Source organism: Cellulosimicrobium sp. NPDC057862 (assembly GCF_042797035.1).
Taxonomy (GTDB): Bacteria; Actinomycetota; Actinomycetes; order Actinomycetales; family Cellulomonadaceae; genus Cellulosimicrobium.
Genome location: NZ_JBHVMH010000001.1, coordinates 169,615 through 192,996, shown reverse-complemented (window position 1 = coordinate 192,996; position 23,382 = coordinate 169,615). Strand labels below are relative to the sequence as shown.

The 23,382-nt window shown below is 72.3% G+C and carries 16 protein-coding genes; 10 read left to right on the top strand and 6 right to left on the bottom strand.

The window, feature by feature from the left end:
* The first annotated feature begins 1 nt into the window (after nucleotide 1).
* From ACFVN3_RS00840 to ACFVN3_RS00830, 3 genes are all read left to right on the top strand, one after another.
* The gene (locus ACFVN3_RS00840; RefSeq protein WP_378229584.1) at nucleotides 2-208 is read left to right on the top strand and encodes a hypothetical protein; all 207 of its coding nucleotides are present in this window, start codon (nucleotides 2-4) and stop codon (nucleotides 206-208) included.
* Nucleotides 209-359: 151 nt separating this feature from the next.
* Nucleotides 360-6,962 (top strand): DUF4011 domain-containing protein, encoded by a 6,603-nt coding sequence (locus tag ACFVN3_RS00835; RefSeq protein WP_378229582.1) that lies wholly within the window; start codon nucleotides 360-362, stop codon nucleotides 6,960-6,962.
* 57 nt (nucleotides 6,963-7,019) lie between these two features.
* Nucleotides 7,020-8,327, top strand: a complete 1,308-nt coding sequence (locus ACFVN3_RS00830) for an exonuclease domain-containing protein (RefSeq protein WP_378229580.1) — start codon at nucleotides 7,020-7,022, stop codon at nucleotides 8,325-8,327.
* Nucleotides 8,328-8,708: 381 nt separating this feature from the next.
* Here the strand turns inward: ACFVN3_RS00830 and ACFVN3_RS00825 are convergent, their stop codons facing one another.
* From ACFVN3_RS00825 to ACFVN3_RS00810, 4 genes are all read right to left on the bottom strand, one after another.
* Nucleotides 8,709-8,888, bottom strand: coding sequence for a hypothetical protein (locus ACFVN3_RS00825; protein ID WP_378229578.1), 180 nt, complete (start codon nucleotides 8,886-8,888; stop codon nucleotides 8,709-8,711).
* A gap of 314 nt (nucleotides 8,889-9,202) precedes the next feature.
* Nucleotides 9,203-10,555, bottom strand: coding sequence for an FAD-dependent monooxygenase (locus ACFVN3_RS00820; protein ID WP_378229576.1), 1,353 nt, complete (start codon nucleotides 10,553-10,555; stop codon nucleotides 9,203-9,205).
* A gap of 97 nt (nucleotides 10,556-10,652) precedes the next feature.
* Nucleotides 10,653-11,297, bottom strand: coding sequence for a response regulator (locus tag ACFVN3_RS00815; RefSeq protein WP_378229574.1), 645 nt, complete (start codon nucleotides 11,295-11,297; stop codon nucleotides 10,653-10,655).
* A gap of 42 nt (nucleotides 11,298-11,339) precedes the next feature.
* A complete protein-coding gene (locus ACFVN3_RS00810; RefSeq protein WP_378229572.1) occupies nucleotides 11,340-12,899 on the bottom strand; it encodes a sensor histidine kinase in 1,560 nt (519 codons plus the stop codon).
* A gap of 198 nt (nucleotides 12,900-13,097) precedes the next feature.
* Between ACFVN3_RS00810 and ACFVN3_RS00805 the strand changes: the two genes are divergently transcribed.
* The 6 genes from ACFVN3_RS00805 (at nucleotide 13,098) to ACFVN3_RS00780 (ending at nucleotide 20,923) form a co-directional block, all read left to right on the top strand.
* Complete coding sequence (locus tag ACFVN3_RS00805) at nucleotides 13,098-13,931, top strand: DUF4352 domain-containing protein (protein WP_378229570.1); 834 nt, start codon at nucleotides 13,098-13,100, stop codon at nucleotides 13,929-13,931.
* A 233-nt stretch (nucleotides 13,932-14,164) separates the two neighbouring features.
* Nucleotides 14,165-16,342 carry a family 43 glycosylhydrolase gene (locus ACFVN3_RS00800; protein WP_378229568.1) on the top strand — a complete coding sequence of 726 codons (2,178 nt, stop codon included), beginning with the start codon at nucleotides 14,165-14,167 and terminating at the stop codon, nucleotides 16,340-16,342.
* Between the two features lie 447 nt (nucleotides 16,343-16,789).
* The gene (locus ACFVN3_RS00795) at nucleotides 16,790-17,689 is read left to right on the top strand and encodes a carbohydrate ABC transporter permease (protein WP_378230308.1); all 900 of its coding nucleotides are present in this window, start codon (nucleotides 16,790-16,792) and stop codon (nucleotides 17,687-17,689) included.
* Nucleotides 17,686-18,594 carry a carbohydrate ABC transporter permease gene (locus ACFVN3_RS00790; protein WP_378229566.1) on the top strand — a complete coding sequence of 303 codons (909 nt, stop codon included), beginning with the start codon at nucleotides 17,686-17,688 and terminating at the stop codon, nucleotides 18,592-18,594. The genes ACFVN3_RS00795 and ACFVN3_RS00790 overlap by 4 nt, the downstream gene beginning before the upstream one ends.
* Nucleotides 18,595-18,752: 158 nt before the next feature.
* Nucleotides 18,753-20,141, top strand: a complete 1,389-nt coding sequence (locus ACFVN3_RS00785; RefSeq protein ID WP_378229564.1) for an ABC transporter substrate-binding protein — start codon at nucleotides 18,753-18,755, stop codon at nucleotides 20,139-20,141.
* Nucleotides 20,138-20,923 carry a glycerophosphodiester phosphodiesterase gene (locus ACFVN3_RS00780; RefSeq protein ID WP_378229562.1) on the top strand — a complete coding sequence of 262 codons (786 nt, stop codon included), beginning with the start codon at nucleotides 20,138-20,140 and terminating at the stop codon, nucleotides 20,921-20,923. The genes ACFVN3_RS00785 and ACFVN3_RS00780 overlap by 4 nt, the downstream gene beginning before the upstream one ends.
* Before the next feature lie 56 nt (nucleotides 20,924-20,979).
* Here ACFVN3_RS00780 and ACFVN3_RS00775 read toward each other — a convergent pair whose 3' ends face one another.
* Both ACFVN3_RS00775 and ACFVN3_RS00770 read right to left on the bottom strand, forming a co-directional pair.
* Entirely contained in the window at nucleotides 20,980-21,549 is a 570-nt protein-coding gene (locus tag ACFVN3_RS00775; protein ID WP_378229560.1) for a dihydrofolate reductase family protein, read from the bottom strand.
* A gap of 108 nt (nucleotides 21,550-21,657) precedes the next feature.
* Nucleotides 21,658-22,599 (bottom strand): ribonuclease Z, encoded by a 942-nt coding sequence (locus ACFVN3_RS00770; RefSeq protein ID WP_378229558.1) that lies wholly within the window; start codon nucleotides 22,597-22,599, stop codon nucleotides 21,658-21,660.
* Nucleotides 22,600-22,690: 91 nt separating this feature from the next.
* Between ACFVN3_RS00770 and ACFVN3_RS00765 the strand changes: the two genes are divergently transcribed.
* On the top strand, nucleotides 22,691-23,380 hold the full coding sequence (locus ACFVN3_RS00765; protein ID WP_378229556.1) for a histidine phosphatase family protein: 690 nt from the start codon (nucleotides 22,691-22,693) through the stop codon (nucleotides 23,378-23,380).
* Nucleotides 23,381-23,382: the final 2 nt, after the last annotated feature.

The following is a 23,382-nucleotide window of genomic DNA, read 5'->3' as shown; positions in this document are numbered from 1 at the left end:
GATGAGCGAGGTCGAGAGTCTCTTGAGAGAGCTCCTGGACCAGAACGAGCGCATCATCACGCTGCTCGAATCGATCGACAGCGAGCTGTCGGCGGTGAGCTCATCGGTATCGAGCACCAACGACGAGCTCAACTGGGTGGGGGATCTGGCTTTCGCGAAGCAGGTTCTCGATCGGCTCGACGACCTCGCCGGACGTATGCCTCTCTGAGGACCAGGACCGTAGCCCGGGCGGGTCGAGCGATACGGATTTCACCCGGTCCCTGGTGTCGCTGTGCTGGTGCACTCTGGGATGCTTCGCCCGGGCACCCAGGGGGTGGAACGGCCGCCCTGGTGCCCGTTGGCACGAGGGAGAACGCAGGATGGACCGGGTGGACACGCTTGCGACCAAGCTGACTGACAAGGAACGGCAGGTCAGAGGGCTCGACGAGCTCGGCCGTGCGCTCCGGCCGTTCATCGACGAGCGGATGACGCGTGCGGCGCACGGCAAGCCGTGGGTACCTCTCTACGAGGCGAAGGAGACCGTCCGCCTCGGCCGACCGCATCGGGCTGACGCTGCCGACCCGCGTCTGCTGCTACGAGTCCTGCGTTTCGAGCGCGGTGTCTTCACCGACATCGATGCGTCTCAGCGCGCGTGGATCGACGAGCTCGTCCAGGCGTCCAACAGGGCGGCGCACTCGACGAGCGTCTCGCGGCCGCAGGCGGACCGCGCTCTTGACACCATGACACTCCTTGCGGAGTCGCTGGAGCTGGACGCGGTGGTGGAGCAGCTCACGGCGCTGCAGGCTCTCGGCGATCGTCCAGGGGAGACCGCGGAGGCGGCCTCAGAAGTTCGCGAGGACGCCGGTGCCCATTCAGGGACCCTCAGCCCTGCGGAAGGCCCCACCGTAGTCACCGAGGCCGAGGCTCCTGACTCGGCGACTACGCCGGGGCGCGCCGTCCAGGTTCCCCTCAGCGGTGACGTGCCCAACGGCATGGGGCGGCTTTCGGCCCGGGTGGACGAGCTGGACGTCGTCGTCTACTTCCGCGAGGCGATCAACTACGCACTCGTCCACAACCGGGTGTCGGCGATCGCCGGGGTCCTCGTGGTGAACCGCGGTGACCACCCGGTGGACGAGGTCGTCCTTGCCTTCGAGCTCGACACCCCGCCCTCGCTCGTCGAAACACCTGTGGCCGCGCCGCTGACGATCGACGTGGGTACGGTCGAGTCTGGCGCAGAGGCCGAGATCCCCGCACACCAGCGCGCCTGGCGGCTGAGCCCTGCTCCGTTCGTGACTCTCGACGAGGCGGTCCTCACGGGCATCCATCTCACGGTCTCGATCGGCGGGTCTGCTGCGAGCATCCCCTCGCGCCCGGCGGCCCAGGTCCGCGACTCCGCTGACGTGCGGCTGCTCACCGCCGAGGAGTGGTGGGCGGTCGGTATCCCCGAGAGCCTCGCGGCCTTTGTCCGTCCCAACGACCCTGCTGTCGTCACGCTGCTCACGGAAGCGAGCGCGCTGCTCGCGGAACGCACGGGGTCACCGTCGCTCGAGGGCTACCAGTCAGGCTCAGAGCGGGTGCACCAGATCGCTGAGGCGATCTACGACGCGATGGCAGCGCGGCGGATCACCTACGTGGAGGCGCCGTCGTCGTTCGAAGGAACCGGTCAGCGCATCCGCACGCACGCCCAGGTGCTCGAGGAGCGACGGGGTACCTGCCTCGACCTTGCCTGTACGTTCGCAGCTGCGCTCGAGCAGGCGGGCGTGCACCCCGTGCTCGCCCTCGTCGACGGGCACGCCTTCGCCGGCTACCTCACCGACGACAGCGAGCTGCCGTCGGTCGCGGTGAGCGAGCCCAGCGGGATCGTCACGGTTGCGGACTCCGACCTGTTCGACGCCGTCGAGACCACCCTTCTGTGCGCCCGTGACGAGCGTGTCTCCTTCGACGACGCACGCGGGGCCGTGCGCCACTGGTGGCGCGAGGATCTTGCGAAGGTCGAGAGCCTTCTCGACGTCCACGCGGCGCACCGCCGCGTCAGGCCGCTGCCGTCGATCCGCACAGAAGGCGGCGTGCGGGTCGTCGAGGTCGTCCGTGAGGCGGTGGCCACGCCGCTCCGTCGGACGCCGACCCCGCAGGTGGTTCCCGGTGCCGCGGGCGCACCGGCGATCCCCGCGCGGGTCGAACGATGGCAGCGTGCGCTGCTCGACATGACGTATGTCAACCCGCTCCTCAAGATGAAGGACTCGTCCAGCCTTCCCGTGCACGTTCCCGCCGGGGGACTCGCACGGCTGGAGGACAAGGTCTCGGCGAACCACCGGATCGTCCTTGCCCCGCATGACGAGCTGGCGCAGATCCACCGTGCTCAGGGGGCTCGGACGGCCGCGGACGTGGATCCTGAGGCACTGCGACGGATCATGGACGAGGAGGACGCGCTCTTCGTCGCAGTTGGTGAGCGGCAGTACACGACCCAGCTGCGCGGCTTGCAGCGCAAGGCGAGGGCCAGCCTCGAAGAGACCGGGACGGACAGCCTCTATCTCACCCTCGGCACTCTCGAGTGGAGGGAACCCACCGGCAGCAAGGAGGGCAGAGCACCGCTCTTCCTCATGCCCGTACGGCTCACGGGCGGGCGAGGTGGTACAGCGTTCACCCTCGAGCTCGACGACACCCGCACGCTGGAGCCGAACTTCTGCCTCGTCGAGAAGCTGCGCGTCGCGTGGGGCCTGGAGATCCCCGAGCTCACCGACCCCGGCGAGGACGAGTCCGGGATCGACGTCGCGGGTGCTCTCGCAGCCGTACGAACGACGTTGCTCCGCGCCAAGGCGATGACGTTCCGGGTCGAGGAGACCTCGCGCCTCGCCCTGCTGCAGTTCTCGACGCTCGAGATGTGGCGCGACCTTCGGGACAGCTGGCCGCGGTTCATGGAACGTCCCGCGGTCAAGCATCTGATCGAGACGCCGGGACGTCCCTACGTGGACGACATCGAACCTCCCGCGCCAGAGTCCGCAGCGGAGGCGACTACGTACCTGCCGATCCCCGCCGACGGTTCGCAGATCGAGGCCGTCCGCTGGGCGGCCGCCGGCAAGTCGTTCATCTTGGAGGGGCCTCCCGGGACGGGGAAGTCGCAGACCATCACCAACCTTGTCGCGCACTGCCTCGCCGAGGGCAAGAAGGTCCTGTTCGTCGCCGAGAAGCAGGCGGCGCTCGACGTCGTGAAGAAGCGTCTCGACAGCGTCGGGCTCGGATCGCTGAGCCTCGACCTGCACGGGAAGAACCAGACGGCCACGGCCGTCCGGCAGCAGATCAGCGACGCGTTCGAGGTTCAGGCAGGCTCCTCTTCGACATGGGAGGCGCTGCGGTCGAGCTACCGGACGCTCGTCGAGTCGCTCGCACGCTATCCGGAGCAGGTGCACGAGGCCGGGCCAGCCGACCTGTCCGCCTGGGACGCGCGCCAGGTTCTCCTCGAGCTCGAGGAGGCCGTCGGTGGGAGCGACGTCCCGACGGTCGAGGTGCCGCGCGAGGTTGTCATGGGTCAGACGCCGCTCACGCAGGTCTACGACGTTGCCCGTGACCTGGGCAACGCACTGCTGGATCTCGGGGTGCGACCAGACGACGCGCCGTGGCGCCTTGCGGGAGCGCTCGACCCGTCGCGCCTCGACCGTGGATCGATCGCGCACGCGCTCCAGGAGTTCGTCACCGCAGATGCGGATGTCGTGGGGCCCGTCCTCCGGGCCGCAACCGCGTTCGTGCAGTCACCGACTGAGGCTGATGCCGTCGCCACCTGGCTCGACGCGGCCAGAGGCGGCATGGGCCGCGGTACGGCTGAGGCTTCGCGGATCGTCACCCCTGCCTGGCGGACACAGGCACATCAGGCGCGCGACGCCGTCGGACACCTCCGCGCGACGTACGCCCCCCGCATCGGGGCCTTCCTACCCGCGGTGATCGACGTCGATCTTGACGTGTACGTGGCACGTGCGACCGAGGCCGACGGGAAGATCTTCGGCAAGAAGAAGCGGCGGCTCGCGATCCTCGCAGAGCTGCAGAACGTCATGCGAAGTCCAGCGTCTTTCCCGCTCAAGCAGCTGACGCCGGTGCTAAGGGACCTCGTGGGCGTGCGTGACGCGACTCGTGGCCTCGTGCAGCACGTCTCGACGCTTCCCGGCGTCAGCGTGCCCTACGGGTGGAACCCGCTGGACGACGCGCAGGCCGCAGTCCTCGATCGAGCCGTCTACGGCCTCGAGGTGGCCGCAGATCTGCGCGCGAGGCTAGGTGCCGGGCGGTCGAACGCGGAGGCCGCGCGCCAGACCGTCGATCAGGTGACTGACGAGCTGCTCCGCACCACTCAGCAGGACGTGCTCCTGCCCGGGGAGCCGGTCCGACGGCTCGGCGCTGCGTGGGCCGGGTTCACGCGTGTCCTGGGCAGCGCGGACGCTGACATCGTCCGGTGGCTCGAGGGGCGTACGCGCGGTCGTGCGATGGCCGACGATGTCCCGAGCTGGACGGCGGACGCGGCGGGTGGAGCGTTCATCCGGCTCCAGCGGTGGTTCCGCGTGAGCTCGGCGCTCGCGCGCCTCGACGCCCTAGGCCTCGGAGCCATCGCAGAGTCGGTCCGATCGGGTGCACTCCGAGGGGCCGACGTCGAGAACCAGGTCCGGCTGGGTGTCGCGCGTGCGGTGCTCGACGAGCGACTCGACTCGACCGGCCTGTCTGGGTTCGACCACGCTGAACGGGAGCGTCTGGTCGAGCGGTTCGTCCGCACGGGAGACGACGTCCGCCAGCGCATGACCGCGGAGCTCGCCGCACGGATCGTCCGTGCCCGCACCTTCGACCCGGCGGCGCGCACGGGCATGGTCGCCGAGCTGCGTCAGCAGCTCGGCCGCAGGCGCGGTGGCCTCTCCGTGCGCCAGCTGCTGCACCGCTTCGGGTCCCTCGTCACGCAGGTGGCGCCGTGCTTCCTCATGAGCCCGACATCGGTCGCGCGGTTCCTGCCGGCCGACGCGGTCGACTTCGACGTCGTCGTGTTCGACGAGGCGTCCCAGATTCGAGTACCCGAGGCGATCGGTGCGATGGGCCGCGGTCGATCGGTCGTCATCGTCGGGGACTCGAAGCAGATGCCCCCGACCTCGATGTTCGGTCCGGCGAGCGCCATGGAGGACGACGACGGGCCGGTCGACGACGCGCTGCCGGTTCCCGCTGACCTGGAGTCGATCCTCTCTGAAGGTGTGGAGTCACGGCTGCCGCGACTGCTGCTGAGCTGGCACTACCGCTCCAAGGACGAGACGCTCATCGCGTTCTCCAACAGCCACTACTACGAGGGTCGGCTCTCGAGCTTTCCCACGCCGCCGGTGACCGCGGGCCGTCCGCCAGCGCTCGAGCTCCACCGCGTCGCTGGCGACTGGGAGGGTGGCGGCCGTGGCGCCGCACGCGTCAACCGGGCCGAGGCGGCCGCCGTCGTTGCCGAGGTGCAGCGTCTCCTCGTCGAGGACGCCGGACGGAGCATCGGGGTCGTCACCTTCAACACCCAACAACGCGAGCTGATCCTCAACCTCCTCGAGGAGGTCAGACAGCACGACTCCCTCGTCGAGAACGCCCTGACTCGTGAGGAGGAGAAGCTCTTCGTCAAGAATCTCGAGAACGTGCAGGGTGACGAGCGCGACATCATCCTCTTCACGCTCGCCTTTGCGAAGGATGCCCGCGGCAAGGTCCCGCTGAACTGGGGACCGCTGAGCAGAGCCGGTGGCGAGCGTCGCCTCAACGTCGCGGTGACACGCGCCAAGGAGAAGGTCGCCGTGTTCTGCTCGTTCGAGCCTCACGATCTCGACCTGACCAACTCGACGGCAAAGGGTCTTGCCGATCTCAAGGACTACCTGCTCGCTGCTCGCAACGGCGTGGAGTCCGCTGGGCTCCGACGCGCCGATGCCCGTGATCGTCACCTCGAGGACGTTGGGAACGCACTGCGGGTGGCTGGGCTCGAGGTGCGCACGGGTGTCGGCCTTTCTGACTTCACCGTCGACCTCGCAGTGCGTGCCGGGGACGACCGCGCTTGGATCGCGGTCATGCTCGACGGTCCGGTCTGGGCGGAGCGCACGAGCGTGGGTGACCGCGAAGGTCTTCCGACTTCCGTCCTCACGGGTCGGATGGGATGGTCGCGCGTCGAGAGGATCTGGCTACCTACCTGGGTGCGCGACCCCGGACCAGTGGTCGCGTCGATCGTCGGGGCCGCGGAGAGCGCCCGGGAGCAGCACCCGGATGCTCCCTCGCTAGCGGCGGCAGCGGGGTCTCCGCCGGCCCTCGGATCGAGCATCCCGAGCGAGCGCGTGGTCGAGCTCGAGCTCGAACGCCCGGAGGCTCCGATCGAAGACCTGCGTTCCAGGGGGGACGCCGTCCCCGTGCGCAGCACCGCCATCGTGGCGCCGGCTCCGTCGACGGCCGCGCCGTCACGACCCGTGTTCACGCCGGCGGCGACGACGGTGCGGCACGCGTCGTGGATGTTGGACGATGCTTCCGGTGCCTCTCGTGCCAAGCTGCGCGACGAGCTCGTCGAGGTGGTGCGAGTCGAGGGCCCTGTGCTCGTCGAGCGGCTGGCCCGTGTCGTGGCGGCGCGGTTCGATCTGGCCCGCGTGCGTGAGGGTCGGCGTGAGCAGATCCTTCAGCGCCTGCCGCGCGGCCTCGCGAAGAGAGCTCCCAACGGCGACCTGATCGCTTGGCCGGGATCTGATCCAACCTCGTACGACACCTATCGGGTGCCGGGCCCGGGCGAGAAGCGTGAGATCGCAGATATCCCGTACCACGAGCTTCGCAACGCGATGGTCGAGACGGTGCGCGGTGCGCACGGGATGACGACGGACGACGCCCTGCGCGAGACAGCACGGGTGTTCGGCATCCTGCGCCTGGGTGCGAAGGTACGCGAACGCCTCGAACGCGCGTTGACCGCAGCAGTGAACGAAGGTCGCCTCGCGACTCACGCTGGTTTCGTCACTGTGCCATAGCGGCTCGGGGCACGACCGCATCTTGCGGCAGCTCACTGCGAAAGGAACGAGACATCCATGGCTGGATACGCCGTCGTCGACGTGGAGACTACGGGCCTACGACCGTCGCGGCACGATCGGATCGTCGAGGTCGCGGTCGTGCACGTCGACGCAGCAGGGCGCGTCGAGCGCACGTGGTCGACGCTGGTCAACCCGGAGCGTGATCTGGGGCCGCAGGTGGTCCACGGCATCACCGCGGCGGACGTTCGCCACGCGCCTCGGTTCGCCGACGTCGCGGGTACGCTCGCTGGCCTGCTCGAAGGACGTGTCCTCGTCGCGCACAATGCGGCGTTCGACCTGGGATTCCTTCAGCACTCCTTCCAGAGCTGCGGCCACGACGTCCCCCTCGTGTGGCCGACGACGCTGTGCACGATGCGTACGGCGGCGGCGCTGCTGCCGGGTGCGCCGCGCTCGCTCGCGGGCTGCTGCGCGCACCTCGGCATCGAGCACGCCGGAGCGCACGAGGCGCTTGCCGACGCCCGCGCGGCCGCCGGTGTCCTTGACCTACTCATCGCGGCGCGCGACAGGCTGGACGGCGAACGTGCTCCGGCGCTGCCATGGTGGGACTTGGCGCACGAGCTAGCTGAGACCGCCCGGTGGCCCTCGATCCCGGTGCTCGACGTTGCGCCCGTCGTGCGAGGTGTAGCGGCCGGTCGTGATGTGCCCTTCCTCGAGCGTCTCTCGTCGAGCCTGCCCAGCTCACTTGGGTCGTGGGAGCGAGAGCAGTACCTGGCGCTCCTTGACCGCGCCCTCCTCGATCGGTACCTGTCTGCCCGCGAGCACGATGCTCTTGCTGACACCGCGGTGGAGCTGGGTATCGACGCAGGCACTGCGTACGAGCTCCATCGTTCCTATCTCTCCGAGCTGACCACCGCGGCCTGGGCCGACGGCGTCGTGACGGACGACGAGCGCGCTGACCTGGCCGCCGTCGCCGGGCTGCTCGACATCGCGGTCGCAGAGCTCGTCACACTGCTGGACGCAGCACGACCTCGCATCGAGTCAGGCTCGGGCGACGAGACTGGGCGCCTGCCAGGCCGCGGCGTCGAGAGCTCGATCGAGGATCCGCGACCCGGCACTGGTGCGTTCCGGCTCGAACCTGGCGACCTCGTCGTTCTCACCGGGGAGATGACCATCCCACGCTCGGAATGGGAGGCCCGAGCGCGCGCCGTCGGGGTCGTCCCGAACGGGAACGTGACGAAGAAGGTCCGTCTGCTCGTGGCGGCCGATCCTGACTCGCTCTCGGGCAAGGCTCGCAAGGCGGTCGACTATGGCATCCCCATCGTGACGGAGCAAGCGTTCGCCAAGATGCTGGACTCCCTCGGTTGAACGGCACCGTGTCGCGCCAAGCTCGGCCATGCACAACGCGCTGAGTTCTGGTGCGCTGGCAGAAAGACAGCGGAAACGTTGCCACGTTGACAGACATCGTGGTCGAGCTGGGCGGCCACGTCGAGGGTTGGGCCGCGGTCACGCACCACCGGGTGACGACTGTGTCACGACCACCGCGAGCTGCACGCGGTTGATGATCCGAGCTTCGCCGACGCGGCGGCGAGGTGGTCTTGATGGTCGCTTCGCCGAGGAACAGGCGTTGCGCGATTCGAGCGTTGGGCAGACTTTCCGAGACGAACCGCGCGTCGTCGAGCTCGCGTTCGGTGAGCGCGGCGACTCTTCGTGCCGCCTCGCGACGTCCCGCAGCGCGGGGTGTCGCCCTCACCGAGCCATGACCGTCCGCGCGGCGCGCGGTGAAAGTGCATCCTCTCCAGCAGCAACAGCGCGGATCGCTGACACAATCTCGTCCGGCGACGAGTCCTGGGCGAGGAAGGCCGGCGCACCGGCGTTGACGGCGTCGAGGGTGACGGCCTCGGTGTCGAACGATGTCATGGCGATCACCCCGGGAGGGTCCCGGCAGCGCCCGCACGGACCGCGTCGTCGCGACCCCGTCGACGCGCGGCATCCGCAGGTCCATGAGCACGACGTCGGGCGGGTGCGCCTGCACAGCCGTCACCGCCTTGTCGCCGTCCGATGCTAAGCGACGACCTCACCGTCGTCCGGCCGCAGGACTGTCCGCAGCAGTCGTCGCAGCGCTGGGTCGTCGTCGACGACCCGCACCCTGGTCACGGTGCGACCCTACCGATGGTTGCCCGCGAGGCTTCTCGCTCGCCCGGGGGGAGCCGCCCTGGTCGCGGTGGAGACCGCTCCGTCCCTCAGGTCGGTGGCCGCCAGCCGAGCACCCCGCGCAGCGTCCACGCACCGAGCACGGCGCTCCACGGTCCGGCGAGGCGCGCGCCGAGGTCGCGCGCCGCCGTCATGACGGGGGAGATGGTGCGCGACATCCCGGCCATCCGCGCCGACATCCGCATGACCTTCTCGACGCGCGGACGCCGCTCGTCGGACCACCGCCGCAGCGCCTCCGGCAACTCCGCGGCGTCCACACCGCCACCGTCTTCCCCGCCACCACCGGCACGGCCCGTCCCCTCGACCCCACCCGTCCGCACTCCCAGCACCACAGCGTCCTCGAGCGCCTGGCATCCGCCCTGCCCGACGTTCGGCAGCATCGCGTGCGCGGCGTCGCCGACGAGCGCGACGCGGCCGGTGACCAGCGAGGCGGGAGGAGCGGGGAGGTGCCGCAGCTCGTGGCACAGCACCGCGGCGGGATCGACGGAGGCCAGCAGCGAGGGGATCGGCGCGTGCCAGTCGGCGAGCAGGTCGCGGAGCTCCGCGAACGACGCCGGGACCCCGGCGGCGTCGGCGACGGACACGTACGAGTACACGCGCCCGTCGGCGAGCGGCACGATCCCGACGACGATGCCGCGACCCCACGTCTCGCTCCCGACCCCACCGCCCGACTCGCCGGGCGGCGCCTCGGCGACGAGCCGCCACGCCGTCGACCCGCCCGAGACAGGCCCCAGCGCATCGGGCCACCAGCGCCGCCGGGACGGTGAGTCGATGCCGTCGGCCGCGACGACGAGCGCCGCCTCGATCTCCTCGGTATCGCCAGGTGACCGGTCGTCGACGCCCAGCCGGTCCGGCGACGGCTCCCCGTCCGAACGCCCGTCACCCTGCCGCGGCGCGCCGCGCCGCCCGATGGCACCGTCCCGTCTGACGTCACGGCCCTGCCCGACGGCGTCGCGCACCCGCACGCGCGCGGGCCGCCCCGCGTCGCCGGGGTCCACGACGGCGGCGTCGACGCCGAGCCGGAGCGCGCCGTCGGGCAGGGCGTCCGCGAGCATGCCGACGAGCTGGGCGCGGTGGAGCACGAGCGTCTGGTCGCCGAACCGGGCGCTGGCGGCGGACGCGTTCGCGCGGACGAGCCAGCGCCCGTCGGGCCGGCGCAGCCCGACCTCGCCCTGGAGTGCGGCGAGGTCGCGCAGCCGGTCGCCGAGGCCGAGCGCACCGAGCGCGCGGACGGCGTTGGGGGCGACGGCGATCCCGGCCCCGACGGGTTCGAGCGCGCCCGCGCGCTCCAGGACGGTGACGTCCCACCCGGCGCGGGCGAGCGCGACGCCGGACGCAAGCCCGCCGATCCCGCCACCGATGACGACGACCTGCGCGCTCACCACTCGATCTCACCGCAGAGGATCACGGTCGTGACGCTACCGGCGCAGCGGGTGGTGCCGCGTCCCCCGCGCGGGGGAGCGCCGGCGGGTTGCGCCGCTACCCCGCGGCCTGGGCGACGACGATCGCGAGCTGGGTGCGGTTCGCCACCCCGACCTTGGCGCAGGCGCTGGAGAGGTGCGTCTTGACGGTCGCCTCGCCGAGGTAGAGGCGACCGGCGATCTCGCCGTTGGACAGCCCGTCGACGAGGAGGCGCGCGACGTCCAGCTCGCGCTCGGTGAGCGCGGCCAGGCGCTCCCCGGCCACGCGACGGGTGGCCGCACCGGTGTCGGCCCCGACCTGGGTGATCATCGTCTTCGCCGCGCGGGGCGACAGCGCGCCGCCGCCCCCGGCGACGGCGCGGACCGCGGCGACGATCTCCGCGGGTTCGGCGTCCTTGGCGAGGAACCCGTCGGCTCCGGCGCGGACGGCGTCGAGGATGACCTGCTCGGTGTCGAACGAGGTCATGGCGATCACGCCGGGCGGGTCGGGGAGCGCCCGGACCGCGCGGGTCGCGACGACCCCGTCGACGCGTGGCATCCGCAGGTCCATGAGGACGACGTCCGGGTGGTGGGCCTGGACCGCGGTGACGACCTGGTCGCCGTCGGCGGCCTCGGCCACGACGTCGAGCCCGCTCGCCTGCAGGATGGTGCGCAGCAGTCGGCGTACCATCGCGTCGTCGTCGACGACCATCACCCGGATCACGACGCGAGAGTAGCGGTGACCGCCCACGCGGGGCAGCGACGGTCAGCGGCCCCGACCGGTGCCGGGCCGCTCCGTCGGCGGGTCCCAGGGCAGGCGGGCCCGCACGACGAAGTGGCCGCCATCCGCACCGGCGTCGAACGTGCCGCCCACGGCCTCGCACCGCTCGCGCATCCCCACGACCCCGGCACCGCCGCCCGGCACGCCGGTGCCGCCGACGGTGGCGCCGGGCTGACCGACCAGCGGGGCGGTGTACGGGTCGAGGTCGCGCGTCAGCGCGTTGCGCACGGTGATGGTGACGCCGTCGCCGGGCCGCGCCCGGACGTTGACCTCGGCCCTGGCCCCCGGCGCGTGCTTCATGACGTTGGTCAGGGACTCCTGCACCACCCGGTACACGGCCCGCGTGAGCGCGGGCGGTGCGGTGTCGGCGTCGGCGACGAACACGGTCGCCGCGAGGTCGACGCCCGCGGTCCGGGCGTCGTCGAGCAGGGTCGCGAGGTCTCCCAGGGCGGGAGCGGACCCGGTGTACTGCTCCGACCCGGCGCGCAGGGACGTGATGAGGGCGCGCATCTCGTCGAGCGCGCGGTGTGCCGAGGACCGCATGGTGCGGGCGGCGTCGACCACCCCGGGGTCGTTCGTGGTCACCTCGAGCGCGGACGCCTGGAGGGAGACGACGGAGAGGTTGTGCGCGACCGTGTCGTGCATCTCGCGCGCGATGAGCTCGCGCTCGTCCTGGCGCGACAGCTCGGTGCGCAGCTCGTACGCCTGCGTGCTGAGCGCCTCCGCGCGCCGGTTCTCCGCGACGGCGACCTGCTGCGCGGCGTCGGCACGCCCGAGCGCCCGGCGCAGGAACCCGGCCCCCACGGACAGGGCGAGGCACAGCAGGGTCAGCACGACGTACCCCACCGGGTCGAGGTAGGACGTCGCGGTGGTCCCCACCGGTGTCGTGGAGAAGATCACCGCAGCGCCGTCGCGTGCCGCGTCGCGCCAGAACGAGACCCCGACGGCGAGCGTCGTCGCGGCGGCGCACAGCGCGACGACCTTCCACCGCCGCTCCCGCGCGATCACGAAAGGCAGCGCGACGAGCGGGGCCATCGCGCCGACGGGAGTCAGGACGCCCGCGGCGGCGGCGGCCAGGCACACGACGACGGCGTGCCGGTCGCGCCAGACGACGGCCGCCGCGAGCCCGGCCGCGAGCACCCACCAGAGCAGCGTGAGGCCGACACGCCACCCGGCGGGATCCGGGCCGAGCCCGATGTTGTCGTACGTCGCGCTGACGATCCCGACGCCGAACGTCGCGGTCGCCGCCGCGACGGTGGCCAGGACGGACCACGCCCGGGCGAGTGGCGACGGCCCGGTGGCGGACGGGATCGGGTAGGGCCCGGCGGCGCGGTGGTACGGCGGCGGGTACGGGTGCGCGGCGAGCGGCGGGCCCGACGGCGATTCTGTGCCGCCCGGGGGCGGGCCTGCCCAGGTCGCGGGGCGGGTCGGCTGGCCCGCGTGCGGGACGGGGTGTCGTGGCGGTGGGACGCCGGCACCGCGGGGACCACCGGCGCCGTACGGACCGGCCGGAGGCGGTCCGGGCTGCTGCGGTGGCGGATGCATGGGCGCGAGCCTACGGGCACCCGCCGACGGCGGGGCTCCACCGTTCGGCCGGGACCGGCGGGACGGGGTCCACCGGTCGGGGGGCCGAGTCGATCCGGTCGGGGGATCCCCCGGGGCGACCGCGACCCGCACTCTCGTCGTCGAGACCAGCACGACGTCGCCGACCGGGCGCCGTCGACCACGACGCAGGAGGCGACGATGTCCGCACCCACCCCGAACCCGCACCACCACCCTCAGCCGACCGGGCAGTCGTCGTTCGCACCGCCGCCCGGCGGCTTCCCGCAGCCGGGGCCGGGCGGCCACCCCGGCCCGCCGCCCTACGCCGGGCAGCAGCCCGCGCAGGGCTTCCCGACCCCCGGGTACCCCGCTCCGGGCGGGCAGCCGGGGGTTCCGCCGGCCCCCCGGAAGTCGTGGTTCGCCCGCCACAAGATCCTCACGGGCCTGGGCGTCGTCGTGCTGCTCGTCATCGTGGGCGCGAGCCTCGGGGGTGGTGGAGGCGATGAGCCGACCGCACCCGCAGCCGTCGCAGGGGCCGGCGCTGACGAGACCGCGGACACCGGTACGGACGCGGAGGCACCCGTGGAGGAGCAGCCCGAGGAACCGCCCGCCGAGGAGCCCGCGCCCGAGCAGCCCGCCGCGCCCGGCATCGGGACGCCCGTCCGTGACGGGAAGTTCGAGTTCACGGTGACCTCGGTGGAGCCCGGCGTCCCGAGCGTCGGTGACCAGTACCTCAGCCAGGAGGCGCAGGGCCAGTACGTGCTCGTCCACATGACGGTGAAGAACATCGGCGACGAGGCGCAGATGTTCACGGGCGGCAACCAGCAGCTCACCGACACCGAGGGCCGCACGCACGAGAGCGACAGCACGGCGGCGATCTACCTCGGCGACACGAACAGCTTCCTCACGGACATCAACCCGGGCAACGCGGTCGACGGAGTCGTCGTGTTCGACATCCCGGCCGACGCCGTCCCCGCGACGCTGTCCCTGCACGACTCGATGTTCTCCGGGGGCGTCGAGGTCTCGCTGGGCTGATCGCCCCTCGCAACTGTCCCATGGAAGCAGGTCGGTCCTCACCGGGCGCCGCGGCCACGTCCTCGATTGCTTCGAGGGCGTGACTGTGGCGCCAGGTCACGGCGTCGCAGGAGCGAAGGCATGTTGGATTGTGCGAGAAGTTGTTGACTTGTGAGAGCCCGCCCGGGACACTCGAAACCCCGAGGTCGACGCCGTCCCGGGTTCTTGCCCCCTCACCGTCGAGAGGACACCCCATGAAGTTCTCCCTGTCCCGCGCGCGCTCGCGTGCCACCGCTGTCACGAGTGCGCTGGTCGCGCTCGGGCTGGCGGTGTCGGGCGCGGCCGCCGCCACGGCGGCGCCGGCCCCGGCGAGCGTTCCGGCTGCGGCAACCGCCGTGGCCGAGCCGACGATCTCCCCGGTCGTCGACGCCAACTTCCCCGACCCCGACATCCTGCTCGTCGACGGCGTCTACCACGCCTACGCGACGAACCACCAGGGCCAGAACGTGCAGCACCGCACGTCCACGGACCTCGTCACGTGGAGCGCGCCGTCCGACGTCGCGCCCGACCTCGGCGCCTGGGTCAGCGAGTCGTGCACGTTCGCGCCGGGCGGCGCGACCGACCGCTGCGTGTGGGCCCCGGAGGTGTCCGCGGTCGAGGGCGGCTACGCCCTGTACTACACGGCGCGCGACGCGACGTCGCCGCGCCAGTGCCTCGGCGTGGCGTTGTCCGACACGCCGGACGGCCCGTTCGTCCCAGTCGGCGACGACCCGATCGTCTGCCCCAACGGCGAGGCCGGCACGGAGGACCTCGGCGGTGCGATCGACGCCGCGACGTTCGTCGACGGCGACCAGCTGTACCTGCTGTGGAAGGCCGACGGGAACTGCTGCACGGGCAAGACGGCGATCATCTTCGCCCAGCCGCTCTCGCCCGACGGCGCGACGCTCACCGGCCCGCCCGTCGAGCTCATCCGCGTGGACAAGGCCTACGAGGGCCGCGTGGTCGAGGGCCCGACGCTCCTCGAGCGCGACGGCACGTACTACCTCTTCTACTCGGCGAACGACTTCGGCGGGGGCGGCTACCGCACGTCGTACGCGACGGCCTCGAGCCTGGCTGGCCCGTGGACCAAGGCGACGACCGAGCTCCTGACGAGCGACCGCTTCCAGGGCGACGTGCGCGGCCCGGGCGGGCAGGACGTCGTCACCGCGCCGGACGGCTCCGACGCGATCGTCTTCCACGGCTGGAACGCGGCGTTCACCTACCGCGCGATGTACGTCGCGGACCTCGAGTGGACCGCCGACGGCGTCCCGTTCGTCCCGCAGGCGTCCGACCGCTACCAGGCGGAGGACGGCGTCATCACGAACGCGCGCGTCGTGGCCGACGGCGGGGCGTCGGGCGGGGCGAAGGTCGGCGGCCTGGACTTCGCCGACTCGTCCGTGACGGTCGAGGTGCACGCCGACGAGGCCGGCCCGGCCCTGCTCGGCATCCGGTTCGCCAACGGGTCGCTCGACGGCTCGACGCGCGTCCCGTCGACCGGGATGCTGGCCGTCAACGGCGAGGTCGCGAAGACCGTCGTCTTCCCGCACACGACGTGGGGCAACTGGCAGACGTCCGAGCACCTCGTGGACCTGGCCGCGGGCACCAACACGATCACGCTGACCCGCGCGACGTTCTACACCGAGCTCGACGCGTTCGACGTCTACCCGGCGACGCGCGACCCGCGCCCGTCGGCCCCGCCCGTCATCCCGTCCGACGCGACGCGGTACGAGTTCGAGGACGGCGTCATCACGCGCGGCTCGGTCGGGAGCGCGTCGGGTGCGTCCGGCGGCCAGAAGGTCGGCGGGCTCGACTTCCTCGACAGCTCCGTCGCGCTCCAGGTCCACGCCGAGGAGGCCGGGCCCTACACGCTGGGCGTCCGGTTCGCGAACGGCTCCGAGCGCGGCGGTTACACGCTCGCCTCGACCAGCACGGTCACGGTGAACGGCGCGGACGCGGGCGTCGTCACGTTCCCGCACACCACGTGGGGCAACTGGCAGTCGGTCACGCACGAGGTCGAGCTCCAGCAGGGCTGGAACACCGTCGCCCTGACCAAGCTCACCTGGTACACCGAGCTCGACGCGCTCGACGTCTTCCCGGCCGAGGTGCAGCCCGTCGACCCGCAGGTCACCGTCACCGCGCAGCCCCGCTGCCTCGGCGGCACCCCGTATCTCGCCGTCCGTGCGACGAACGACGGCGACGAGACCGTCGCGATCGCCCTGCGGACGGAGCACGGCGAGCGGTCGTTCGCCCAGGTCGACCCGGGCAAGAACGCCTACCAGTCGTTCAAGGCCCGTGGCGCCCTCGACGCCGGTGAGGCGCTCGTCGTCGTCACGGACGTCTCGGGCGCGACGACGGAGGTGACGGTCGCGTACGACGCGCTCACCTGCGCGTAGCGCACCCCAGCCGCGCCCGCGGCGCCGCTCGGCCGATGAGCGGCGCCGCGGGCGTCGTCGTGCGGCGAGGTAGAAGAGGGCTCAGGGTGTCCACGACGTGGCCGCTCCACAGGGTCAGATGGCACGCCGGGCACGGGGTGGTGAACGTTGCCCGAAGGCTCCCTCCGCACTCGGACATTCCCGGATCAAACCGGCGCACCAGGTTCCTATGCTCGCCGTGGCCGCCCACCCGCGGGACGGGTGCTGCGCCGGCCACGACCACGTCCCTCGTCCGAGCGGATCCTTGCTGTGACCACCGTCCTCACCCCGGACTCCCCGGGTTCCTCCGGCGCGCCCCGCGCGTCGTCGTCGGCCGCCGCGGCCGACCCCGCTGCCGCACGACCCGACGGCTCCGGCGCACCCGCCGGCCGCCCGCCGGCGGGCCCCGCCGACCGCGAGGTCCAGGCGCTGCGCCGCAGCCGCCTGGGCGCGCGACGCCGTCGGCGGAACCTGCTGTGGGCGCTGCTGCTCGCGGGGCCGAACCTCGTGCTCCTGCTGGTGTTCGTCTACCGGCCGCTGCTGCAGAGCTTCTACCTCTCGACGCTCCAGTGGAACCTCGGGTCGCCGGTCGCGCGGCCGGTCGGGCTGGGCAACTACGTCGAGTGGTTCACCGCGCCGACGACGGGCCGCATCGTCACGACGACGCTCGTGTTCACGCTCGCGACGGTCGGTGGGGCGATGGTCCTCGGCCTGGGCCTGGCGCTGCTGCTCAACCGGAAGCTCCGCGGCCGCGGGGTCGCCCGGACCGTCGCGTTCGCGCCGTACGTGCTGTCGGGCTTCGCGGTCGGGATCCTGTGGCTGTTCATGTTCGACCCGCGCTACGGGCTGGTCCAGGAGGTGCTCGGCTGGGTCGGCGTCGCGTCGCCCCAGTGGTACACGCAGCGACCGTGGCCGCTCGTGATGATCGTCGTCGTCTACCTGTGGAAGAACCTCGGGTACGTCGCGCTCATCTACCTGGCAGGCCTCCAGTCGGTGCCGCAGGACCTGAGGGACGCCGCCGCGCTCGACGGCGCCTCGTCGGCGCGGACGCTGCGCTCGATCGTGCTGCCGCTGCTCACCCCGACGACGTTCTTCCTCGTCGTGACGATGCTCCTCGCGTCGCTCCAGTCCTTCGACATCATCAAGGCGATGACGCAGGGCGGCCCGCTCGGCTCGACGACGACGCTCATGTACTCGATCTACGAGGAGAGCTTCGTCAACGGGCGCGCCGGGTACGCGTCGGCGGTCGCCACGGTCCTCTTCCTCGTGCTGCTCGCGGTGACCGCGGTGCAGATGCGGTTCGTCCAGCGGAAGGTCCACTACGCATGAGCGCCGTCGCGCCCGCCCGCCCCGAGACGGCGCCCGCCACGCCGGCCGCCCTCGAACCCCGCTCGCCGGGCGCACCCCGTGCCCGACGCCGGGCCCTCCAGCCGGGCGGCTACCTCTCCCTGGTCCTCGCGACCGTCGTGCTCGGCGCGCCGCTGGTGTGGATGGTCCTCGCGAGCATGAAGACGCCCGCCGAGCTGTACACCGTCCCGCTGCAGTGGCTCCCGGGCAGCCTCAACCTCGACAACTACGCGCAGGCGGCGGACTCGATCCCGCTCGGGCGACTGCTCGCGAACAGCGTCGGGATCACGGTCGTGGGCGCGGGGCTCAAGGTCGCGCTGGGCCTCACGTGCGCGTACGCGCTCGTGTTCCTCGACTTCCCGTTCAAGAAGGTGGTGTTCGGGCTCGTCATCGCGACGCTCATGATCCCGCCGCAGATCACGATCATCCCCAACTACACGCTCGTCGCGAGCCTCGGGTGGCTCAACACCTACCAGGGCATCCTCGTGCCGGGCCTGGCGAGCGCGTTCGGGACGTTCCTGTTCCGGCAGCACTTCCTCACGCTGCCCCGCTCGATCCTCGAGGCCGCCGAGCTCGACGGCGCGGGCCACTGGCGCAAGCTCTGGCGGTTCGTCGTGCCGATGAGCACGCCGACGCTCGCCGCGGTCGCGCTCGTGTCCGTCGTGACGGAGTGGAACGACTACCTGTGGCCGTTCCTCGTCATCGACCGCCCCGACAAGATGACCCTCCCCGTCGGCCTCACGCTGCTGCAGAACACCGACGGCATGACGAACTGGGGCGTGCTGCTCGCCGCGACCGTCGTCGTGACGCTGCCGATCCTCGTCGTCTTCCTCGTCCTCCAGCGCCGCCTCGTCGCGGGCCTCACGGCGGGCGCGGTCACCGGCTGACCCACCCCCGTGCCGTCGTGCCCGACGACGGCGCCCACCCCGGGCGGACCGGCGCACCCGCGTGCCCGCCCACCACCACCGAGCTCCCCGGCCCGCCCGCAGCGGACCGGGTTCCCCGAAGCGCACCGAGACCCGGTGCACGACCTGAAGGAGCACCTGTGTCCCACCGCACCGCACCCGGCCGGCCCGCGCGCCGCCGTCGGGCCCGCGCCGCCGCCACCGCCGTCACGGCGGTCACCGCCCTCGCGCTCACCGCGTGCGCCGGGCCGAGCGTGGCCGGGGCCGACGGCGCCGCCACCGCGGGCGACCAGTCGACGGCCGAGGCCGTCGACTGGTCCGCCGTCGAGCCCGCGTCCGAGATCACGTGGTGGAGCAACCACCCCGGCACGTCGCAGGAGATCGAGCAGGAGCTCATCGACCGGTTCGAGGAGGAGTCCGGGATCTCGGTCGAGCTCGTCACCGCGGGCGCGAACTACGACGAGGTCGCCCAGCGCTTCCAGGCCGCCTCGCAGACCGACGAGCTGCCCGACGTCGTCATCGCGTCCGACGTCTGGTGGTTCCGCTACCACCTCAACGACCAGATCCTGCCGCTCGACGACGTGCTCGAGTTCGTCGAGGCCGACGCCGCCGACTTCCAGCCCGCGCTCTACGCGGACTACGAGTACGACGACCAGCACTGGGCCGTGCCCTACGCGCGCTCGACGCCGCTGTTCTACTACAACAAGGACCTGTGGACGGCTGCCGGCCTGCCCGACCGCGGCCCCGAGACGTGGGAGGAGCTCGAGGCCTGGGACGCGTCCCTCAAGCCGCTCGTCCCGGCCGGCGGCTCGACGCTCGGTCTGTCGACTGGCCCGTCGTGGGGCGCGTGGTGGTTCGAGAACATGATCTGGGGCCAGGGGGGCGCGTACTCCGACGGGTTCGACCTCACGCTCGACTCGGAAGAGTCGGTCGCGGGCGGCCAGTTCCTGCACGAGCTGTTCCACGAGAAGGGCGTCGCGACGCTCTCCGCGGACGACGCGATGGTCGATTTCTCGTCGGGTCTCATCGCCTCGACCATCGGCTCGACGGGCTCGCTCAAGGGCGCGCTCGACGCGGCGTCGTTCGAGGTCGGCACGGCCTACCTGCCCGACGGCCCGGCCGGCGGCGGCACCCCGACCGGCGGCACGGGCCTCGCGATCCCGTCGTCGAAGTCGCCCGAGCAACAGCTCGCCGCGGCGATGTTCCTCGCGTTCCTCACGAACACCGAGAACACCGCGTACTTCTCGCAGAACACGGGCTACATGCCGGTGCGCACGTCGGCCGTCGAGTCCGACACGATGAAGGCCATCTACGAGACGACGCCGCAGTTCCGCACGGCCGTCGACCAGCTCGCCGACAAGGCGCGCATCCAGGACGACGTCCGCGTGTTCGTGCCCGGCGCCGACGCGCTGCTCAACGAGGCGATCGAGCAGATCGTCATCGAGGGCGTCGACCCGGCGACCGCGTTCGAGTCCGTGACGCCGCGCATCGAGACCGCGTACACCGAGAACGTGGAGCCGTACCTGTGACGGCCACCGCGCTCGCGCCCACGGGCGCCGGGTCGGAGCGGTCCGCGCTACCGCGCGTGGTCGCGCACCGCGGCAACAGCTCGGTCGCCCCGCAGAACACGCTCGCCGCGTTCGAGGCGGCGTGGCGGGCCGGAGCGCACAGCATCGAGATCGACGTGCAGCTCACGGCCGACGGCGAGCCCGTCGTCATCCACGACGACACCGTGGACGCGACGACGTCCGGCAGCGGCACGGTCGCGCGGCTCGACCGCGCGGCGGTCCGCGCGCTCGACGCCGGGTCGTGGTTCTCCCCGGCGTTCGGGGGCCAGCGCGTGCCGACGTTCGCGGAGGTGGTCGACCTCCTCGTGCGCCGGCCGGGCACCGACCTGCTGCTCGAGCTCAAGGGCGCGTGGACGGCCGAGCAGGTGCGGCGCGTCACCGGGCCGATCCGGTTCGCGGGCATCGCCGACCGGGTCGTCGCGCAGAGCTTCTGGCCGGAGACCGTCGCGGCGCTGCGCGAGGCTGACCCGGGTCTGCGCCGCGGGCTGCTCGTCGCGTCGCTCGACGACGACGTGCTCGCGCGGTGCGCCGAGCTCGACGTCGCGGCGTGCAACCCGATGGGGCTGCTCCTCCTGGAGGAGCCAGGCCTCGTGCAGCGCCTGCACGACGCCGGTCTCGACGTCGCGGTGTGGACGCTCAACGAGCCCGCGCACTGGGCGGCCGCTGTCGAGCTCGGGGTCGACGCGATCATCACCGACCGGCCGGACCGCCTCGCGGGCTGGCTCTCGGCGCGGGTCGTCTAGGTCGGCCCGGGTGCCGGTGGGGCGGAGCCGGACGGCTCCGCCTCACCGCCCCGGTCTCACTGCTCAGGGGTTGCGGGCCGGTAGCGCACGGCGACCGCCCCCGAGCGGAACTCGCGGCGTTCCACGAGCTCGAGCTGGATGCGCTCGCGCAGCCCGGCGAGCAAGGTCGGTCCGTGCCCGGCGAGGACCGGCTGCACGACGAACTCGTACTCGTCGATCAGCCCCAGGTCGGCCAGCGCCAGGGGGAGCGTCACGCCCCCCACCCACAGGCCCTCGCCCGGCTCCTGCTTGAGTCGCTCGACCGCGGGCCCCAGATCACCCTGTACGAGCTCGGCGTTCCAGTCGGGACTGCTCAACGTGCTCGACACGACGTGCTTCGGCGCCGTGTCGATGGCCTCGGCGAACGGGACCTCCCACTCGTCCATCCAGTCGGGCCAGACCCCCGTAGCCGGCCGCCGCCAGGCCGACTCCATCATCTCGTAGGTGACCCGGCCGAACAGGAGGGCGTCGGCACGCTCCATCTCGGCGGTCCAGTAGCGCATCGACTCCTCGTCCGGCGGGAGCCCCGCCTCGTGGTGGCAGCAGCCGTCGAGCGTGACGTTGATCGAGTACCGCAGCGGTCTCATCTCGTTCCTCTCGTGAGGCGCCCCGGGGCGCCCGCGTTCAGCCGTCCGTAGTCAGACGGCCACGGGCGCCGTTTCTCATCGGCGACGGCGGCGACGGCGGCGACACGGTCAGCCGGGCCGTCGCCGGTGGGGGACGCGGACACGGTCGAGGTCCTGCGCGACCGTGAGCTCGCCGTCGAACACCTCGCGCGCCTCACGCCAGAACTCCCTCGGGTCGGGGTAGCGCTGCGAGAAGTGCGTGAGCACGAGCGACCGGACGCCCGCCTCGGCGGCGACGGTCGCCGCCTGCCGCGCCGTGAGGTGGCCCCAGCGCTCGGCCTGGTCCCGGTCGCGGTCGAGGAACGTCGACTCGATGACGAGCAGGTCGACGCCGTCAGCGAGCCGGTGCACCGCGTCGCACAGGCGCGTGTCCATGACGAACGCGAACGACTGGCCGGGGCGCGGCGCGCTCACCTCGTCGAGGGTGACGGTCCGGCCGTCGGGGGCGGTGACGACGCCGGTCCGCTGCAGCTCGCCGACCGCCGGCCCGGCCAGCCCGTGTCGCGCGAGCAGGGCGGGGTCGAGCGACCGGCCGTCGGGCTCGTCCAGGCGGTAGCCCATGGCCTCGAGCGTGTGGTCGAGGCGTTCCGCGCGCAGCGTGAACCCCGGCTCGGGGCGGCCCGTGACGGGCGGGACGACGCCGTCCGTCGTCAGGGGCTGCAGCTCCAGGTGGCCGCGGCGGAAGTGGGCGCTCGCGTCGAGCAGGTGGTCCACCCACCGCTGGCCCGACGCCGGGTAGGTCACCCCGATCGTGTGCCGCACGCCGTCGCCGCTGATGCGCTGGGAGACGCCCGCGAGGCCGAGGCTGTGGTCGCCGTGCAGGTGCGTGATCGCGATGCGCGTGAGGTCGGTCGCGGACACGCCCGCGAACGACATCTGCCGCTGCGTGCCCTCGCCCGGGTCGAAGAGGATCGCCTCGTCGTCCCAGAAGAGGACGTAGCCGTTGTGGTTGCGCGTGCGGGTCGGGACCATGCTGGCCGTCCCGAGGACGACGAGCTCGCGGCGGGACATGGCCCCAGCCTGCCACGGCGCCGCTGCTCGGCGGGTGGCTCGGCGGGGGGCTCGTAGGGTGGCAGGAGACCACCCCGAGAACCGGAGAACCATGCGCCTGCTCCTCGTCCGTCACGGACAGACACCGTCCAACGTCGCCGGCCTGCTCGACACCGCCCTGCCCGGCCCGGGCCTCACCGCGCTCGGCGCGCGCCAGGCGGCGGCGATCCCGGACGCGCTCGCCGACCGCGTCGTCGAGGGCGTCGCGGTGTCGACGCTCGTGCGCACACACCTCACGGCCTCGCCGCTGGCCGAGCGGCACGGCTACGACCCGCTCGAGCTCGACGGGTTCCGTGAGGTCGACGCGGGCCACCTGGAGATGTCGGCCGAGCACGACGATCACATGACGTACCTCGAGACGGTGTTCGCGTGGGGGCGTGGCGAGCCGGGCCGACGCATGCCCGGGGGCCCGGACGGCGCGGAGTTCCTCGCGCGCTACGACGACGCCGTTGCGAGCGTCGTGCGCACGGGATGGCGGACCGCCGTCGTCGTGTCGCACGGGGCGGCGATCCGCGCGTGGGCGTGCGCGCGCGTCGCGGGGGTCGACCTCGACCTGCTCGCCCGCACCCCGCTCGCGAACACCGGGCTCGTCGAGGTCGAGGGCGACCCGTCGTCGGGCTGGCGGCTCGTGGGCCTGAGCGACGGCCCGCTGGGCGGGACCGCGCTGGACGACCTCGTCGCCGAGGACCCGACGGGCGAGTCCGTCGCCGAGGAGGAGCGCCGCGCCGCGGCGGACGACTGACC

Excerpts from the sequence above, each read along its gene's own strand:
- ACFVN3_RS00840 (WP_378229584.1), top strand. The coding sequence starts at position 2 with ATGAGCGAGGTCGAGAGTCTCTTGAGAGAGCTCCTGGACCAGAACGAG.
- ACFVN3_RS00835 (WP_378229582.1), top strand. The coding sequence starts at position 360 with ATGGACCGGGTGGACACGCTTGCGACCAAGCTGACTGACAAGGAACGG.
- ACFVN3_RS00830 (WP_378229580.1), top strand. The coding sequence starts at position 7,020 with ATGGCTGGATACGCCGTCGTCGACGTGGAGACTACGGGCCTACGACCG.
- ACFVN3_RS00810 (WP_378229572.1), bottom strand. The coding sequence starts at position 12,899 with ATGCATCCGCCACCGCAGCAGCCCGGACCGCCTCCGGCCGGTCCGTAC.
- ACFVN3_RS00805 (WP_378229570.1), top strand. The coding sequence starts at position 13,098 with ATGTCCGCACCCACCCCGAACCCGCACCACCACCCTCAGCCGACCGGG.
- ACFVN3_RS00800 (WP_378229568.1), top strand. The coding sequence starts at position 14,165 with ATGAAGTTCTCCCTGTCCCGCGCGCGCTCGCGTGCCACCGCTGTCACG.
- ACFVN3_RS00790 (WP_378229566.1), top strand. The coding sequence starts at position 17,686 with ATGAGCGCCGTCGCGCCCGCCCGCCCCGAGACGGCGCCCGCCACGCCG.
- ACFVN3_RS00775 (WP_378229560.1), bottom strand. The coding sequence starts at position 21,549 with ATGAGACCGCTGCGGTACTCGATCAACGTCACGCTCGACGGCTGCTGC.
- ACFVN3_RS00770 (WP_378229558.1), bottom strand. The coding sequence starts at position 22,599 with ATGTCCCGCCGCGAGCTCGTCGTCCTCGGGACGGCCAGCATGGTCCCG.
- ACFVN3_RS00765 (WP_378229556.1), top strand. The coding sequence starts at position 22,691 with ATGCGCCTGCTCCTCGTCCGTCACGGACAGACACCGTCCAACGTCGCC.